This window comes from Pediococcus siamensis (genome assembly GCF_047220215.1).
GTDB classification, from domain to species: Bacteria; Bacillota; Bacilli; order Lactobacillales; family Lactobacillaceae; genus Pediococcus; species Pediococcus siamensis.
The window spans coordinates 1,083,185-1,101,188 of the sequence record NZ_CP178375.1 but is presented as its reverse complement, the minus strand read 5'-3'; the positions used below and the strand labels follow the sequence as shown (position 1 = coordinate 1,101,188).

Sequence of the window (18,004 nt, the reverse complement as noted above, 5' to 3'; positions counted from 1 at the left end):
ATGACTGATATACAAAAAGCGTTTGGATCCACGTTAGTATTGGACAAGGTTTCGTTGAGTCTAGCTAAAGGAACCATCCACGCTCTATTAGGAGAAAATGGTACTGGAAAAAGTACTTTAATGAATATTTTAAGTGGAAACCTATCTAAAGATAGTGGACAAATATACCTGAACGGTAAATTAATTAATCCTCAAAAAAATAAACAGATCACTAAGCTAATTACTTTCGTTCATCAGGAACTTTCATTGGTAGACGAGTTGACAGTTTTCGAAAATTTATTTTTAGGACATGAACTAAATGAACATGGTTTTCTTAATAAAAATAAGATGATTGCGGAAAGCCGTCGAGTTTTGAATTTGATGGGTTTTAAGGTAGATCCTAGGCTAAAGGTGAAAGAATTAAACCAATCAGAAAAGCAAATGGTAGAAATTGGCAGAGGGCTTATAAACGATGCCAAAATAATTATCATGGATGAACCAACTTCTGCACTCGATGATATGGAAATCAAAGCACTGTTTAAAGTAATGAAAAAGATGAAGAAAAATGGAATCACAATCGTTTTTATCACACATAAGTTAAATGAAGTTTTTAAAGTTTGCGATTCTTATACTGTTATGAGGAATGGACATGTCATCGAAAGTGGCGAAATTTCGGAGAAAATTACTGAACAAAAAATTAGCGGACTAATGGTCGGTAGAAAATTAACAGCCATGACCAAGTCAGAAAGAAAGTTTCACGGAAGAACCATTTTGGGGTTGGAGCGTCTATCTAAAGGTAATCAGTTTCGTGATATTACAATGCATATTGACTCAGGCGAAATTGTTGGGGTTACAGGTTTACTTGGGGATGGACGCAGCGAATTATTTCAGACGGTAGCTGGTGCCAACGGAAGTTATCAGGGCGTGATTAAATTGGCGAACCACACTGTAAAAATAAACAGTACGCAAACGGCTTTGCGTCATCGTATCGCTTACATCCCCAAAGATCGTAAGGATAATGGTATTATTAAGGATTTAAATGTGGAAGATAATACATTGTTAACGGTATTCAATAAGATTTCTCGTTGGGGTTTCATTCGAAAAAAACTTAAAGCAAAAAAGCTTTCACAGTTGTTGAAAAAAATTGATGTAAAATTTGGGCAATCCCGGGATTCAATTGAAACACTGTCAGGAGGAAATCAACAAAAAGTTTTGGTAGCTAGAGCTTTAAGCAGACAGCCTCAATTAGTAATATTTGATAATCCTACTCAAGGTGTTGATGTGGGCGCAAAGGCTGAAATATATCAGTATATTCAAGATTTAGCTAACCAAGGTGTAGCATTTGTTATTCTATCTAATGAGTTTGCGGAACTCAATTTATTATGTGATCGCGTTTACGTCATGTACCAAGGAAAAGTAGTTTACGAGGTTGCTCACGATAATTTGAATGAAAAGGATTTGATGCTTTATGCAACAGGTAGCTAGATTAAAAGAATACATGAATGAAGTCAAGAAAGAAACCTTAAAAAAAGAAACTTATATTAGATTTTTAAAAGGCAATACACCGTTTTTAGCATTCTTATTTTTATTTGTGATTGCTGTTTTAGTCGAAAGGGCTACCTTCTTTAATATAAATAATCTGATTAATATTTTATTGAATAACGCAATCATTGGCATTATTGCCTTGGGTATGATGCTGATAATTATCACAGCGGGAATTGATTTATCTGTAGGTTCTATGTTAGCACTTACTGGATTAATTAGTGTCTGGGTGTTAAATAAAACTAATAGTATTATTTTGACGGTGGCAGTTACTGTGATTGCCGGATCTGTGTTTGGGTTATTAACCGGAGTATTTGTCGCCAGATATTTTGTACCTTCATTTATTGTGACTTTGGGAACAATGTACATTTATCGTTCGTTGGCAGAGTATTGGTTTAACGGTGGCGGGTTAACAGCCAGTGGAATTCGGGCAAGTACTTTCATAGGTATTGCTAACACAACATTTTAGGACTACCTTTACCTGTCTGGTTTTGGTTAATTTTAAGTATAGCGATTGCACTGATGGTAAACAAAACGGCGTTTGGAAAACATATCTATGCGGTTGGTAGTAATGAACGCGCAACGCGCTTAGCCGGGATCAACGTGAAAAGTGTATTAATTGGTGTCTATCTGGTAGCCGGGATTTTAGTCGCAATTGCTTCAATTCTAGAAGCTTCCAGATTAGGAAGCATGAACTCTTCATCAAGTGGAACCGGTTATGAGATGGATGCTATCGCGGCCACCGTGATTGGTGGAACTGCAATGGCAGGTGGTAGAGGAAAAGTTCTCGGGACAACTTTTGGCACTCTAGCTTTAGGAATCATCAATAATTTGATGAATTTGATGGGAGTGCCTGCATTCTTGGTTGGTGCCATTAAAGGTATCATTATCATTGTAGCGGTATTATTACAGAAATTCATGGACAACAATGATTAAGTATTGGAAAGGATTGTGATTACAATGAAATTTGGTTTTTTGAGTGGTTGTTTACAAAATATGACATTGGAAGAAAAGATGGCTTACGCGCATAAGGTGGGGTTTACAACATTAGACGTCTCCTGTTGGCCTAAAGAAAATAGTCGTGACTATTCGGGCAGTGATATTGATGTGGAGAATTTGACTGACGAGAATGTAGAGAAAATTAAAGGTTATCAAAAGAAATATAATCTTGAATTTGCATCGTTAGCTTACTATGATAATATGCTCCATCCTGACCCAGACGTCCGAAAGAAATATGCGGATCATTTGAAAGCAGTTATTGTAGCTGCCGGACGGTTAGGAACACCACTGGTAGGCTGTTTTATCGGTAAAGATCAAACCAAAACGATTTCAGAAAATTTTGATGAATTTGAAGCAATTTTTACTGATTTTGTTAGTTTTGCTGAACAAAATCACGTAAAATTAATGATAGAAAACTGTCCAATGCCGGGCTGGCAGGAAGACGGCTTGCCAGGAACAATTTCGTATTCACCAGAATTATGGGATGAGATGTTCAAACGTATTCCAAGTTCATCTTTTGGATTGAATCTTGATCCATCGCATTTACACTGGCTACACATCGATTATTTACAATGTCTTAGGGATTATAAAGACCGTATTTTCCATATTGATGCCAAAGATGTTATTGTGGATGAGCACAAATTTCATTACTATGGTATTTTCGGTAAAAAATTAAATCGAGTACATGAAGAAGACCTTGGTTTCTGGACGCCGGTGATTCCTGGGTTAGGGGATATTAATTGGAGTCAATTCTATAACGTCATGAAAGAAATTAACTATAAAGGTGATTTCAGTATTGAACATGAGGATAAGCGCTTTGCTGATAATAATACTGATGTCAAAAAGGGTCTAGAGTTTGCATATAATCATTTGAACCCAATTATTCATGAATTTAAATGAGATACCATAAATCTAAAATAAAGCAGGAGAGAAAATAATTTTAGCTTTTCTTCCTGCTTTTTTGAAATCATTGTTACTAAAAAAAGATGGTACGTGATTCATGATTAGTACGATAAATACGCGCTTTAGGTTTGGAAAGATTTGAATTTACAAAAAGATGACCTCACACAACAGTAAATTTTCGTCTGGTTGCGTGAGGTCATAATTTTGTAGTTGATCACACAGGTTTAGAGTGATCAAGCACATTCTGCAGAGAACTTGATTCAAAAAAAGTCGTGCTATTACACAAGACTTTTTACTATTGACCGATAAATGAAATGATGAAAAATAGTGAAGTTTAAAAGATGATTCATCGGTAAATTGTGGGAGAAGTGTACCTTAACGCTTGCGGTTTCTATAAGCTGTCGGCGTTATTTTTAGTTGTTTGGTAAAAAGCTTAAGGAGAGAAACAGAATTGCTAAAACCAACCAAAAAAGCAATCTGTGCAATGGAATAGTCAGTTTCATCAAGTAAGTTTTGTGCCAGGGTGAGGCGTTTGGTATTTACAAGCATATGAAAGGTTTTCCCAGTTTCTGCCTTAAGTTTATTGCCGAGATAATTACGGTTATAACCAAACTGCTGGGCAACTTCTGCCAATGAGGTGTTTTGATAGTGCGTATCGATGAATTTCAAGATTGGGAGAATCCCTAGTTCCGTATCCTTAAAACTGTGCGTTTCTTCTTCAATGGAATGCGTCAGCTCATTTAAAAGCACGGAAAGGATCAGATTCATTTCCTTTGAATGCTGGTTATGAAGCTGCAGCCCTTTGATAATCAGACTTTGAATTAGATGTAAAGCAATTTCATTGTGAGAAGCGTCAAAGAGGATGAAATTGTTGTGAATGGCATCAACCTTCGATGCATTAAATAAAAATTGGGTAACCAGGCTGGCAGATTGGGCTAGATTATTGAGCACACTTGCAAGTAACGAATCATCTTTGATCAAAATGTTGACTAAAATATCATTTTGCCCAACATAATCAATCTGTTGAACGATATCTTTATCCATTAAAATGATGGCACCAGTGGGCATCTCTACCTTTTCACCATTGATGTATTGGGTACAATGACCACTATACATATAATTTAGTTCAATAAAATCATGGGTGTGGGCAGGCATTGATGAAAAACGATGATGCTTATTAATAAAAATATTATTATCTTTAAAAAAATGTTCACGAGGCATCTTAGGTGGCGTTTTTTTTGCAAAATCTAGTTGCACATCCTGAACATTTTTCCCTGTTTCAAGCTGCAAAAGTTCGACACGATCTTTTGGGAGCAAAAGAGTGTCAAGTGTTTTGGACCTCATTTTTATCACCTCACTAAAAATACCTGTAGTTTGGCATAATAACATATGTAAGACGACAATTGCAAACGTTCTCAAAAGCATCTAAACTTATAATTGTTAGAAAACCGGTTATCTAATTGCAGGACAGGAACTTAATAAATTCAGATTGTAGGGTGAAGGTATGGCATTTACATTTCAAATTAATCCAGATGTACAGTTTAATCATGAGTCAGATTTATTGGAGAAAGCCGAAGCCAATCGGCCAAAGCTACATAAAACGCTGGTCAAACCAACCAAAGTCATGATTAACAGGGAGGACACTACAGAAACAAGCTATAAGGCCATTCAGGTCACCCAGACGGTAAAAGAACTTGGGGAAAGCTCTTTTGGAAAGGATGATCAAATCACCTTAGATTTTGGCAATCACTATGTTGGGCATTTTGCTGTGAGTATACAGTCCGTTGGGTCGCCGATGGACGCTCCGCTCTTTTTAAGAATTCGTTTTGCAGAAGTACTGGATGAATTGACACGATCGGCTGAAGCCTACAATGGTTGGCTGAGTAAATCCTGGATGCAAGAGGAATTCATCCATCTCGATAAATTGCCTGCGCGTTTAGAGTTGCCGCGAAGATACAGCTGTCGTTATGTAGAGATTAAGGTGATCGATACTTCTCGAAAGTGGCGTGTTCAATTTAGTGATCCGACGTTTGTAGCGCAGAGTTCAGCAGAGATGGCTCATTTACCTGCCACCCAGATAAAAGATGCACAGCTTAATAAAATTTACCAAATAAGTGTGCGAACACTTCATGAGTGTATGCAAGAGGTGTTTGAAGATGGCCCCAAAAGGGATCGTCGGTTATGGCTTGGAGACTTGCATTTGGCAGCACTCTCAGATTATGCAACGTTCGATCAAGTCACAATTGTGAAACGCTGTTTGTATTTATTTGGCGGTCTGACAAGCCAGGATGGTCGAGTGCCTGCCACCGTTTTTACCAACGGCGATCCGATACCAGACGATACTTTTTTGTTTGATTATAGTATTTTCTTTGTCTCAACTTTGTTTGATTATTATCAGCATACCAAAGACAAAGTCATGCTCCACGATTTGTATAGAATTGCTAAACAGCAAATTGATTTGGGTTTACAGTATGTTGACCAAGAAGGGTGTTTAAAATTACCGTCTAAGTGGCCCGTTTTTGTTGATTGGTCGGATGAATTTGATAAAACAACCTGCGCGCAGGCTATTTTAATATATGGATTGCGCCAGTTTATTCAATTAGCTGAAGCTGTAGGGGAGCAGGATATTTTGAGTTATCAAAAGCAACTCCACCTACTAGTACATTTTTCAACTCAGCAGCTATTTGATTCAAAATTAGGTCTTTTTACTTCTGGAGCGCAAAAAGAGGTTAATCTGGCCAGTCAAGTTTGGATGGTTTTAGCCGGCGTGTTGGCTCGCCCAGCTTCAAAAGCGTTAATGGTGCAAGCTGTAAAGTCACTATTTCCGATTCGTGGCATCGTCACTCCTTACATGTATCATTTTATCGTAGCGGCTTTGTTTAAAGCAGATCATTTGGATACCGCAACTGGGTTACTGAAGACCTATTGGGGGAAGATGGTCACTCTTGGGGCAGATACGTTTTGGGAGGCATTTGATCCAAATGATTTGAATTATTCACCGTATGGGAATGCCCTTTTAGATAGTTATTGCCACGCCTGGAGCTGTACACCTGCCTTTTTAATCACAAAATACTGTTTGTAATGAGAACTCGAATTTTCAAAGAGAAATTTTCTTTTTAAGTTAATCTTATTAAGAAAATTAATTAAATGATACATCTAGAATATGAAGACGATGTTCGCGTGTCCACTAAGCGATTGGGGAAAAGATGTTTTAACTTCTGTTGTTAAACAGCGAAGGCGCCTTTTCCCCGTTTTTTATGTTGGTTTAGTTGCGTTGAATGAGCCATTAATCATATAATTAATTTATGGACGTGATAAGTTTTTTATAAAGTGGAAGGATGGTGGGCCTGTGCCAGAACAGCAGAAACTTTCCGTACAGCAACTTTTAGATAAATTGCAATCGAATTTAGATTCGGGTCTTACGACAAAGCAAGTCGAAAGGCAGTTTCAAGAATATGGAAAAAATGAGTTAGTCGAGCAAACAAAACCGAACTTTATAAAACGTGTGTGGAAACATATGAGCGACGTTACTTCGCTAGTTCTTTTGTTTGCGGTATTCTTATCTGTTTATTTAACGTTTACCGGGGATGGTAACTGGACGAAAACCATCGTCATTGCAGCGATTTTGGTCATTAATGTGGCAATCAGTCTGTTCCAGGAGGGAAAAGCAGAACAGGCAATTGCCAGTCTGCAATCCATGACCACACCCACAACCAAAGCTTTACGCGCAGGAACGACGCAAACCATCGATACTGTGGAGCTTGTCCCGGGTGATGTGATTTTTATTGCGGCTGGTGATAGTGTTCCTGCCGATGGGATAGTGTTAGAGACAACTGATTTATTAGTTGAAGAGGCAATTTTAACGGGGGAAAGTGAACCAGTTGAAAAGCAACAAGCGGTGGATGCAGTTGACGAGACAAGTCAAGTTTACTCCGGGACAGCAGTCGTCCAAGGACGAGCCAAAGTTCTTGTCACTAAGACTGGGATGACAACTGAAATGGGAAAAATTGCGGGAATGTTGAATGCGACACAGGCAGAAAAAACACCGCTGGCAAAACGGTTGAATGCATTAGGCATCCGTTTGTCCGTCATCGCGATCTTAGGTGGTTTGGTTGCTATTTTGGCTTCCACACTGATGTACAACGATGCCCTGGCTGATAGTGTGATGATCGGAGTTAGTTTAGCAATCGCAGCTGTTCCAGAATCCCTGCCGGTTATTGTGACGTTGAGCTTGGCACATGGCGTTCGGTTAATGGCAAAACGCAACGCAATTGTGCGCCGGATTACGGCAGTGGAAACGATTGGAAATGTGACGATTATTGCCTCTGATAAGACAGGAACCCTGACGCAAAATAAAATGACCGTCACACAGTTTTGGTCTAAAAATACTGAAGTTAAGGCGCTTGGCCACAAGCAAGAACAGTTAAATGATCTTCCAGAGAAATTTGATTTGTGGGCGTTGGCGACAACCGCAAAGTTGGCTTCCGATGAACAGGAAAAGGATACTGGGAGTCCCACGGAATTAGCAATTTTACGTTTTGTGTTAGCCCAAGAAGTTGATCCGCAACAAGTCCTTAAAAAATATCCGCAGGTCGCGGAGGATCCATTTAATTCAGAGAAAAAGATGATGGCTACGCTCCACAAATACGACGGTAAGTACTTAGCCGTTGTAAAAGGCGCTTTCGACCGGCTGCAATTTGGGGACCAAGTCGATCGTACTCAAATGCAACAACACCATGATGAGTTTGCGACTAAGGGCCTAAGAATTTTGGCGGCCGGCTTCCAGTGGTTTACTTCTGATCCCGGTGAAAACTGGCCTGAAAAGCTAACAGAATTGGAATGTTTAGGATTGGTGGGGATTCAAGATCCACCGCGTGCAGAAGTTCCGGCGGCAATTTCAGAAGCGCAGCAAGCTGGAATTAAAACGGTTATGATTACGGGCGACCATTTGGAAACGGCCCGCACCATTGCCACAGAAATTGGTATTCTACAAGCCGATGAATTAGTGTTAACTGGTCAAGAGCTAAACCAGATGAGCGATGACGAACTCTTGAAGAAAATAACTGATGTTCGGGTGTTTGCGCGAACCACACCAAGTGACAAGCTGCGGATTGTAAAACTTTGGCAACAACTTGGTGAAGTGGTGGCCATGACGGGCGACGGCGTGAATGACGCACCGGCATTAAAAGCCGCGGATGTAGGAATTGCGATGGGAATCACTGGGACTGACGTTTCCAAAAATGCCTCTGATATGATCTTAGTAGATGATAATTTTGCCACCATCATCGAAGCAGTCCGGCAGGGGCGAACAGTTTATCAAAATATTTTGAAAGCCGTTGAATTTTTGGTTTCTGTTAATTTTGCGCAGATTTTTACATTGCTGTTTGCAATTTTAATTGGCTGGGGTGCGCCGTTAACGGCAGAACAAATGTTGATCATTAACGTCTTAGCGGATGGAATTCCGGGGTTCTTCCTCAGTCAAGAGGCTGCCGAACCAGGCATTATGAAAATTGCCCCAATTAAGCGTGCCTCTAGTATTTGGCATTTAGGATTAGGCAAACGAGTGGCGGTGCGCACAGCGACTTATGTGACTTTGATTCTAGGTGTTTATGCAATTGGTCGGTTTGGAATTGGCGCTAATAATGCGGCAGTCGGGATGTCTATGTTATTCTTCGTCTTGGCGATTGGCTCCATTCTCGATATTTTCCCCATTAAAACAAGGCAGCCATTAAGCATCCAAACGGCTTTTAATAATCGTGTTCTTACGCGCAGTATTGTCGGGACGATTACGGCGTTACTAATCATTGGAGTCGTGCCTAATCTAGCTCGGATATTTGGCGTTGTGATGCTGCCACTTACAGCATGGTTAATCGTGCTCATCGGGGCGATTCTGCCGATGCTGGTGGTGGAAGGGTATAAACGGGTGCAGCACCGCAATGAACTCCGTGCGTGGGCCAAAGAAACTTGAAACATTGATGCAATGACATTTTGATACGCAAACGACTTTGTAGGACTAATCTTGGAAAGTCGTTTTTTTGTGTTCCGACTGCTGTCTGTGTCATAAAAACACGCCACTTTCGTTAGTGGCTGGCGCTGTAAAAACGCATTTTAGATTGACAAAGTAAAAGGGAGAGATTATGATTAAAAAAAGTTGATGAGTGATTAAATACTCACTTAAACAAAATGCAAGGAGGAAGTACGATGGCGGATAAAATTATTTCTTTATCACATTTGGTCAAAAAATTTGGCGATCAAACAGTGCTAAAGGATGTGAACTTAGACGTTTTCCGCGGGGAGATCGTGGGCTTGATTGGACCTTCTGGAGCTGGTAAGTCGACCATAATTAAAACGTCATTAGGGATGGAAATTACCGATGGTGGCAGTGCAACTGTTTTTGGTGAAACAATGCCTAATCGTGAACTATTATCTCGGATTGGTTACATGGCGCAAACTGATGCGTTATACGAAGCTTTATCAGGGCGTGAGAACTTAAGTTTTTTTGGCAAAATGAAAGGTATTAGCAAAAAAAATTTGGCTGCGGAGATTGCTCATGTAGCTGAAGTGGTGGATCTTACCCAAGACTTGAAAAAGCGGGTCAGTGGTTATTCAGGCGGAATGATGCGCAGGCTTTCGTTGGCAATTGCGCTTTTAGGGGAGCCTGAATTACTTATTTTGGATGAACCCACCGTGGGAATTGATCCGGCTTTGCGGCGCCAAATTTGGCAAGAACTAAGAAAGATTCGCGATGATGAACGTGCTATTTTGATTACGACGCACGTGATGGATGAAGCTGAATTGACCAATCGGGTGGCCCTTTTGCTGGATGGCAAAGTCATGGCATTTGATACGCCGAATGCGCTTAAACAGCAATATCAGGTTAAAACGATTGAAGATGTCTTTTTGAAAGCTGAGGGGGTTGAGTCATGAGAACACTCACAATTGCAAATCGAGTCATCAAAGAACTGATTCGAGATAAACGGACACTAGCGTTAATGTTTGTCGCCCCAATTATTATCATTTTCATGTTGAGTGTTATTTTTTCAGCAAGTGCCACGACTAACGTAGATATTGGGACGGTTGCGGTGTCGCAAACGGTTCGCCATCAGCTAGAAAATACAAAACATGTGCGTGTCAAAAAATATATGAGCAAGAAAGCGGCTAAAAAGGCTTTAAAAGATCAGAAGATTGATTCTATCATTCAAAAAAAGGGCAGCAATTATAGCATTACTTATGCAAATACGGATTCTAGTAAAACTTCAGTCGTGAAAATGGCCTTTAAAAATGTGCTTGCTAAACAAAATATGACGACCTTAACGGATAATCTCGTGACCTCGACGACGGCTTTGCAGAAAATGCAAAAGCAGTTGGTAGCCACGACTACCGCGCTAGATAAATTACAAGCGCAAGTTGCGAAAACCACGGGTAAAAAAGCAACCACAACGACTAGTCAGCGACAAGCAAAGTTATCCACGAATTCAATTAGAAAAGTCTCCAGTCCTAAAATCACGAACCACTACGTTTATGGGGATGCAGCTACTGGTTTCTTTGATAAGATATTGCCAATTTTGATGGGATTTTTCGTCTTTTTCTTTGTTTTTTTAATTTCAGGAATGGCTTTATTAAAAGAACGAACCAGCGGGACTTTAGATCGTTTGTTAGCCACACCGGTGAAACGATCGGAAATTGTTTTCGGGTATATGCTTAGTTACGGCATTCTTGCAATTGTCCAAACCTTTATTATTGTCATGGCTACCATCTGGATGCTTGGGATTGAGATTCGGGGCAACATCCTTAACCTCGTGATCATCAATTTGATTCTTGCCCTTGTGGCGTTAGCCTTTGGTATTTTGATTTCAACGTTTGCACGTTCAGAATTCCAAATGGTGCAGTTTATTCCGGTGATTGTGATTCCCCAGGTGTTCTTCTCTGGAATTATTCCATTAGATTCGATGGCAGATTGGGTTAAAGATCTGTCTTACATTATTCCAATTAAACATTCAGGAGATGCCTCGACGTCAATCATGATGCGTGGCGAAGGTTTAACGAGTTTAGGCCTTGATATTTTGGTCTTGTTGATCTTCTTAGTCATTTTAACGATCTTAAATATTGTGGGCTTGCGGAGATATCGGAAGGTTTAACAAGCCTATTTTGCAAATTGCAGTGCTCTGAGTGAATAATGAAGAAAGTCAATTTTACGAAAAAGAGGTTGAGACATGGAAACGAGTATTTTTACCAATTATAAGGATTGGCTGAATAAACAAAAAATGCCTAATGGACAGCGAGCTGTTTTACAATCTGCGTTAGATTTGTTTGCCCGGCAAGGGTATGATGGCACAGCTACTGCAGAAATTGCTAAGCATGCGGGTGTGAGTCAGGGGACTATTTTTAAATATTTTAAAACGAAACAAGATTTGCTGTTGGCAATTATGATGCCAATGATTGGCAATCTTTTTCCCGTGATTCGCAATGACTTTTTCAATAAGTTAAATGAGTACAATGGACTTGAAGAACTCGTCCATTTTGTCGTCCAGGATCGTTATAAATTTCTGAAGGAGAATGCCGATGCAATCCAGATCTTATTGACCGAGGTTATGGTTAATAAGGAAATTCAAAGCCGATTTTTAGGACTTTTGAAGGCTTCACGACCGGTTTTTGATCAAAGTAGTCTTAATCGGATTGTTAAGCTTCATCTTATCCGACCGGGGCTCACACTAGTAGATTTTGCCAGGACAATTATTGGACAGTTATTGAGCTATTTTTTACAACGAAATTTGATGCCTGAAGTACCTACCAATGAAACCGAAGATCTAAAAAAAATTGAACAGCTCGTCATTCACGCGGTCAGACCGTAAGCTATTAGGTCAATAGTCCAATTCAAAAATAAATATAATGCTTTTAAATCAAAGCTCCCCCTAAGGTTGAAAGATGATATTCAAGTTGTCATCTTTTAACTTTAAGGGGAGTTTTCAACTCAGAAAGATGGCGCTCAAATGCTTATTTGCACAGAACTTTTTATGCGTGACGTGGATTTGAAAACTAATCGGTTAATCTTTTAATGACCGTTAGCAGTTCTTGAATCTGTGGGTCCGAGCGTTTTTCTGGTTTCAGTGCCAGATAAATGGATAGGACCGGTGCTTTTGGATCTTTTAGGGGCACAGGAATCAAATCGGTCTGGTCGGGGATAGCCAGTGCAGTGAGAAAAGCAAACGCACGATGATTGTGAACCATTTGCAAAATTAAATTCAAATCGGATCCTTTATAAAGCACATTTGCTGGTTGTTGGTGTGTAAACCAAGCAAAGGCCTGACTATGGGCCTGGCCACTATCAAAAAGTACGGCTGGCGTGCTAGCAAGATCCGCATACGCTAATGCTTTGGCATGGGCCAGGGGATGAGCAGGGTTTAAAACGACACGAAAGGGAGAAGCCGTAACCTGAATCAAGTGAATCCCTTGAGGCAATTTGCTGGGGAGAAAACTTAAAAAGGCAAGGTCCACTTGATTTGTCTGAATTTTTTCAACTAGAGTAGCCGTATCCCGTTCAATTATTTCAACGTGCCGCATTTGATGGTCCGTAGTTAATTGCGCGACTAATTTAGGTAAATAATAATTACCCACAATTTGCGGGCAGCCGAGCAAAAGTTTCTTTTGTGGGAGTTTGGCAATTGCCTGGTGGGCATTGGTCGCCTCAATTAAAATTCGTTTGGCAAATTGATTTAAAATCAGGCCTGCTTTTGAAGGCTGCCATTTTGCTGGATTAGCGTCGCGAATTAGAAGCTGGACCCCAAATTCCTGTTCCAGGCGTTTCACCGCTGCGGTGATTGTAGGCTGCGTCACGTTAAAATGGCGGGCAGTTTGGCGAAAGGAATGCCCATCAATTAAGTAATGAAAATATTGTAAACTACGAATATTCATCTCATCATCTCCCCGATAAATTAATTTTATCACCCATACGCAATTTGACAATAAGGAGATTGGCTTACTAGACTACCTTTGAAAAGCTGTTGAAAACATGGCAGCTTTATAGAGGGAGAATCGATGATGAAAAAGCGTGATCAGTGGTTATTATTGTTAGCAACTTCGCTCGTAAATTTTATGTCTACAATTGATGCAAGTATTGTTACAATTGCGGTCCCCCAACTTTCTCATGATTTACGTGTGCCGATGAATGAAGCAGAGTGGGTGGTTTCCGTATATTTAGTTTTAATTTGTGTGCTGTTGGTCTTTTTTGGAAGTTTGGCCGATCAAATTGGGAAAATTAAAATCTTTCAATTAGGAACCTTAATTTTTACAGTGGGGTCATTAGGCTGTGGCTTGAGTACTACTCTGGGAATCATGCTAATAGCGAGGATTTTACAGGCACTAGGGGCAGCGATGGCATTGGCTACCAATTTTGCCATTATTACGCAGCTGTTCCCATTGAATAAACGTGGGTTGGCTTTGGGTGTGAATAGTGCCTTTGGCCAAATTGGAAATATTATGGGGCCGGGATTGGGTGGTTTATTGTTAGCGACTCTATCGTGGCATGCCATCTTTTTCATCAACGTGCCACTAGGGATTGTGATTTATTTATTTGGTCATCGTGTTTTTCCAAAAGAAATCCGCCAGACAGCGGCTGTGAAAATGGATTTTAAAGGCTTTGTTGTTTATGCCGCAATGATTGTGAGCTTCTTTGTCGGCGTCTATTGGGGACAGGCCATTGGCTTTAATCAAATCCGCATTCTTGGTTTGTTTTTATTAGCGTTATTTTGTGGTGTTTTATTCGTTTGGCGGGAATATCATACGGAAAAGCCATTGATAAACTTGAAAATTTTTAAAAATCGCGGCTTCTCCATTGGCGTTTTGACCACGATTCTTATTTTTGCAGTGGGCTATTTTAATAACATGATTTTACCGTTTTACTTACAGGAGACGTTACATTTTTCGGCCGCAATAAGTGGGCTGATTCTAATGGCCACGCCACTCCTTAATGTTGTTTCGGCACCTTTAGGCGGAACATTAGGTGATCGGATTGGTTCTGAGCGGATTTCCTTTTATGCGTTATTTTTGTTTATACTCCCAGAACTCATTTTCTGCCTTATTCAGCCAGCATGGGGCATTAGCTGGTTGTTAGTAGCACTGATGACTTTCGGTTTTGCAAACGGCACCTTTCAAAACAATCCTATGATCATGAGCAATGCCGAGGCACAATATCAAGGCATTGCCGGTTCACTGGCTGCCTTGGCAAGAAATCTGGGCATGGCAATCGGTTTGTCACTTGCAACCTCCGTGTTGTACTTGGGAATCAGTCAAAAAGCTGGTCGTCACATGACCAGTTATCCAACCCATCATGCGCGTTGGTTTGTCGAGGGAATGCATTTAAGTTATGGGGTCTCATTTAGTTTGCTCTTGCTGTCGATGGGATTATTGGGCTGGTTATTAGCGTCTCGCAAACACACATTTTCAAAGTGAACACTGGGAAGAATCAGGAGCTGATTTCACTGATTGGATGGGGTTTTTCATAGAAATAGCCCTGGCGATTGTCGATATGAAAGGTGTCAATAAAATGATCAATTGCCTCGTTTTCAATGCCTTCAAGAATGAAACGTAATTTATATTGGCGCGCAAAGTTACGCCAAAAGAGAATTCTTTGTTGGACTTCAGGAAGATAAACGGATTTACCAAGATTTTGGAGGGCAAACTTAATCTCGCTAATGAAAGGAAGCAGCGCGCGAACCTGTTGCTCGGTATTACAGATGCAGTCAACATCATCAATTGAAATGGTCATGCCGGCGGTCAAAAACACGTGAAATTGCTGCTTGAGCATGGCGTCTGAAATTGGCTGTTGCGGCTGATCCTCAGTTAATTCAACCTGGATCTGTACAGGGCGCAATAACTTTTGAATTTTGCACAGTTCTTCGCTGATGGCGGGATCACTTAACTGAGCACGGTTCAAATTTACTGATAAAAATGGCACTTTCGTAGATAAAAGCTGAGCAACTGCAACAATTTTTCCGGCAACAATTTTGGCAGGTACTTCCGAAAAATCAGTGATCGGTACCAACTGTGCGTTCAATTGTTTGCGTAAAAGTAATTCATAACCGATCACAGAAGCATTATATTTATTGACTATTTGTTGAATATAATATTGATACAAATGAGTCCCCTCCATTTGCGAATAATTAGGTGATTAAAAGAAAAACCCGTTACTTGACTTTCTCAAGCACGGGTCGTTCTCAATGTTTTTATAAACCTTGAGTTGGCAATTTTAACTTATGGTTTTATGATACAATTATTTTTGGCCACTTGCAATTGTTTTCGGTACAATATCGAATGTATTCTATGAGAATCAAACCTATAAAATAGAATTGGAAGAGCCTCATTCGGCAAAAAGTAAAATTCCTGCTGTGATCACAGTGGCGATGCTGCCGATTCACTGAAAAAGAGAGTCACGGTTAAATAGAAAAATTTTCCCGTATTTTTGCCGCTTGAAATGGCCAAAGGTGCGGCGGGCAATTCCTTTTTAAGGCGCATGAAAATGCCTTTTTTACCTGTAAAGAAAAAAACCTTTACATCTGATGGAATAACTGGTATATTATTTATCGTGAAATAAAACAGGAGGTGTTGACATGTCTGTAAAAATTCGTTTGAAACGAATGGGTTCTAAGAAACGTCCTTTTTACCGAGTGGTAGTTGCTGATTCTCGTTCACCACGTGATGGTCGTTTTATTGCTCAAGTTGGAACTTACAACCCATTAGCAAACCCAGCCGAAGTTAAATTAAATGAAGAAGATATTTTGAATTGGTTAGGCAATGGTGCCCAACCATCTGATACCGTAAAGAATATTCTTTCTAAAGCTGGAATTATGAAAAAATATCACGAATCAAAACTTGCTAAATAATCGGATTGATTGATTATGAAAGATGTAGAAACTTTAATCTTAACAATTGTTAAACCACTCGTTTCGCATCCAGAGCGAGTCTCAATTGTCCAATCTGAATCGGAACGCTTTTTTGAATTTCATTTAAGCGTTGCTGCTGAAGATGTGGGCCGAATAATTGGGCGTCATGGCCGTGTTGCTCAGGCAATCCGGAATGTGGTGTATAGTTTTCGCTTTCATGGCGAAAAACGAATCCGATTAGTAATTGAGGATGGCAAATCAAAAAACTCTTAAACGAAAGCTTATTTTTGTTTAAGAGTTTTTATTTAGATTACGAGGTAAAAATTATGCAATATTACAAAGTTGGGACAATCGTTAATACCCATGGGATTCGTGGGGAAGTCAAAGTGATGCCCATTACGGACTTTCCAGAGGATCGTTTTAAAGTCGGTAATCAATTATTTTTATTTTCGCCAAAAGATCCTGCTACCCCGGTTCAAACCTTAGAAATTAAGCAGGTACGTCAACAAAAACAATTTTATTTTCTTCAATTTGTGGGGTTAGATTCTATTAATGATGTTGAAAAGTATAAGCAGTATACGCTAGAAATTCCGGCTGCTGACCGCACTGAATTGGGTGCTGATGAATTTTATTATAGTGACATTATTGGACTGCCGGTCTATGATGAGCAGGATCATTTACTGGGGAAAGTTACGGAAATTTTATCTCCTGGTGCAAATGATGTTTGGGTCGTGAAACGTCGTGGCGCTAAAGACCTCTTAATTCCGTATATTCATCAAGTTGTGAAACGTGTTGATGTTCAAAACCAGCGGATTGAAGTCGAATTAATGGAGGGCTTAGATTCATGAAAATCGATATCTTAAGTCTTTTTCCGGACATGTTTAGCGGACCCCTTCATCAATCAATTGTTGGCAAGGCGATTGATGATAAATTACTTGATATTCAGGTTACAAATTTTCGGGATTACGCCACGAATAAACACCGTAATGTCGATGATTATCCTTATGGCGGGGGAGCCGGGATGCTGTTGCAAGCTCAACCCATTTTTGATGCGCTGGCGGCCGTTGAACACGCCAATCAGGATCTGCCTAAAGGGAGAGTTATCATCCTGGATCCCGGTGGCAAACCGTTTGATCAGAAAATGGCAGAATCTTTTGCCCATGAGGCACATTTGACGTTTATTTGTGGCCATTACGAGGGCTACGACGAACGAATTAAAACGCTGGCAACTGACGAAGTGTCACTCGGTGATTATGTTTTGACCGGCGGAGAATTAGCAGCCATGGTTATGATTGATGCCACCGTGAGATTATTACCAGGGGTGTTAGGAAATGAGGCTTCTGCACCAGGAGATTCTTTTTCGACTGGCTTGCTGGAATACCCACAATATTCCCGTCCGGCTGATTTTCGGGGGATGAAGGTGCCAGAGGTGCTTTTGAATGGCAATCATCAATTGATTGCCCAGTGGCGGCGTAAAGAAGCTTTAAAGCGGACTTATTTAAAACGCCCTGATTTATTAAAGAAAATTAAACTGGAAAAATCGGATTGGGAATTACTGGCCGATATTAAAGCGGAGTTGGCTGAAAAACGGGTAACTGATGCCTAGGGATGCTTTACAGGCTGTAGCTTTTATGATAAACTTTTTATTGGTCTGTTAAGACTAAAGAAAACAATATTCCGCTGTTCACGATTTAAAGGATATG

At 40.1% G+C, this 18,004-nt stretch carries 17 protein-coding genes; 14 read left to right on the top strand and 3 right to left on the bottom strand.

The annotated features are described in order from the left end of the window. The 4 genes from ACLJJ6_RS05240 to ACLJJ6_RS05225 are packed head-to-tail and all read left to right on the top strand — an operon-like array spanning window position 1 to window position 3,420. Window positions 1–1,464: a sugar ABC transporter ATP-binding protein gene (locus ACLJJ6_RS05240; RefSeq protein ID WP_412990377.1), complete on the top strand. Its 1,464-nt coding sequence runs from the start codon at window positions 1–3 to the stop codon at window positions 1,462–1,464. Beyond that, window positions 1,448–1,990 carry an ABC transporter permease gene (locus ACLJJ6_RS05235; RefSeq protein WP_412990376.1) on the top strand — a complete coding sequence of 181 codons (543 nt, stop codon included), beginning with the start codon at window positions 1,448–1,450 and terminating at the stop codon, window positions 1,988–1,990. Before ACLJJ6_RS05240 ends, ACLJJ6_RS05235 begins: the two co-directional genes overlap by 17 nt. Further along, the gene (locus tag ACLJJ6_RS05230) at window positions 1,984–2,457 is read left to right on the top strand and encodes an ABC transporter permease (RefSeq protein WP_412990433.1); all 474 of its coding nucleotides are present in this window, start codon (window positions 1,984–1,986) and stop codon (window positions 2,455–2,457) included. Before ACLJJ6_RS05235 ends, ACLJJ6_RS05230 begins: the two co-directional genes overlap by 7 nt. Window positions 2,458–2,481: 24 nt before the next feature. Continuing rightward, entirely contained in the window at window positions 2,482–3,420 is a 939-nt protein-coding gene (locus ACLJJ6_RS05225; RefSeq protein WP_412990375.1) for a sugar phosphate isomerase/epimerase family protein, read from the top strand. Between the two features lie 378 nt (window positions 3,421–3,798). Here ACLJJ6_RS05225 and ACLJJ6_RS05220 read toward each other — a convergent pair whose 3' ends face one another. Next, on the bottom strand, window positions 3,799–4,767 hold the full coding sequence (locus ACLJJ6_RS05220) for an AraC family transcriptional regulator (RefSeq protein WP_412990374.1): 969 nt from the start codon (window positions 4,765–4,767) through the stop codon (window positions 3,799–3,801). Between the two features lie 160 nt (window positions 4,768–4,927). On the opposite strand from ACLJJ6_RS05220, the gene ACLJJ6_RS05215 reads away from it, so the two are divergent. From ACLJJ6_RS05215 to ACLJJ6_RS05195, 5 genes are all read left to right on the top strand, one after another. Next, window positions 4,928–6,505, top strand: coding sequence for an alpha-rhamnosidase (locus ACLJJ6_RS05215; protein WP_412990373.1), 1,578 nt, complete (start codon window positions 4,928–4,930; stop codon window positions 6,503–6,505). A 267-nt stretch (window positions 6,506–6,772) separates the two neighbouring features. Further along, window positions 6,773–9,391, top strand: coding sequence for a cation-translocating P-type ATPase (locus ACLJJ6_RS05210; protein ID WP_412990372.1), 2,619 nt, complete (start codon window positions 6,773–6,775; stop codon window positions 9,389–9,391). A gap of 233 nt (window positions 9,392–9,624) precedes the next feature. Next, window positions 9,625–10,350: an ABC transporter ATP-binding protein gene (locus ACLJJ6_RS05205; protein ID WP_412990371.1), complete on the top strand. Its 726-nt coding sequence runs from the start codon at window positions 9,625–9,627 to the stop codon at window positions 10,348–10,350. Next, window positions 10,347–11,561, top strand: a complete 1,215-nt coding sequence (locus tag ACLJJ6_RS05200; protein WP_412990370.1) for an ABC transporter permease — start codon at window positions 10,347–10,349, stop codon at window positions 11,559–11,561. Before ACLJJ6_RS05205 ends, ACLJJ6_RS05200 begins: the two co-directional genes overlap by 4 nt. Window positions 11,562–11,636: 75 nt before the next feature. Then, window positions 11,637–12,275, top strand: coding sequence for a TetR/AcrR family transcriptional regulator (locus ACLJJ6_RS05195; RefSeq protein WP_412990369.1), 639 nt, complete (start codon window positions 11,637–11,639; stop codon window positions 12,273–12,275). Between the two features lie 184 nt (window positions 12,276–12,459). Here the strand turns inward: ACLJJ6_RS05195 and ACLJJ6_RS05190 are convergent, their stop codons facing one another. Continuing rightward, a complete protein-coding gene (locus ACLJJ6_RS05190; RefSeq protein WP_412990368.1) occupies window positions 12,460–13,335 on the bottom strand; it encodes a LysR family transcriptional regulator in 876 nt (291 codons plus the stop codon). A 126-nt stretch (window positions 13,336–13,461) separates the two neighbouring features. On the opposite strand from ACLJJ6_RS05190, the gene ACLJJ6_RS05185 reads away from it, so the two are divergent. Continuing rightward, window positions 13,462–14,871, top strand: a complete 1,410-nt coding sequence (locus tag ACLJJ6_RS05185; RefSeq protein ID WP_412990432.1) for an MFS transporter — start codon at window positions 13,462–13,464, stop codon at window positions 14,869–14,871. 13 nt (window positions 14,872–14,884) lie between these two features. Here ACLJJ6_RS05185 and ACLJJ6_RS05180 read toward each other — a convergent pair whose 3' ends face one another. Next, entirely contained in the window at window positions 14,885–15,556 is a 672-nt protein-coding gene (locus ACLJJ6_RS05180) for an EAL domain-containing protein (protein ID WP_412990367.1), read from the bottom strand. Window positions 15,557–16,028: 472 nt separating this feature from the next. Between ACLJJ6_RS05180 and rpsP the strand changes: the two genes are divergently transcribed. The 4 genes from rpsP to trmD are packed head-to-tail and all read left to right on the top strand — an operon-like array spanning window position 16,029 to window position 17,907. Then, window positions 16,029–16,301 carry a 30S ribosomal protein S16 gene (gene rpsP, locus ACLJJ6_RS05175; protein WP_412990366.1) on the top strand — a complete coding sequence of 91 codons (273 nt, stop codon included), beginning with the start codon at window positions 16,029–16,031 and terminating at the stop codon, window positions 16,299–16,301. 15 nt (window positions 16,302–16,316) lie between these two features. Then, on the top strand, window positions 16,317–16,574 hold the full coding sequence (locus ACLJJ6_RS05170; protein WP_412990365.1) for a KH domain-containing protein: 258 nt from the start codon (window positions 16,317–16,319) through the stop codon (window positions 16,572–16,574). A 53-nt stretch (window positions 16,575–16,627) separates the two neighbouring features. Beyond that, entirely contained in the window at window positions 16,628–17,149 is a 522-nt protein-coding gene (rimM, locus tag ACLJJ6_RS05165) for a ribosome maturation factor RimM (protein ID WP_412990364.1), read from the top strand. Next, window positions 17,146–17,907: a tRNA (guanosine(37)-N1)-methyltransferase TrmD gene (gene trmD / locus ACLJJ6_RS05160; protein WP_412990363.1), complete on the top strand. Its 762-nt coding sequence runs from the start codon at window positions 17,146–17,148 to the stop codon at window positions 17,905–17,907. The genes rimM and trmD overlap by 4 nt, the downstream gene beginning before the upstream one ends. The last annotated feature ends 97 nt before the right edge of the window (window positions 17,908–18,004 follow it).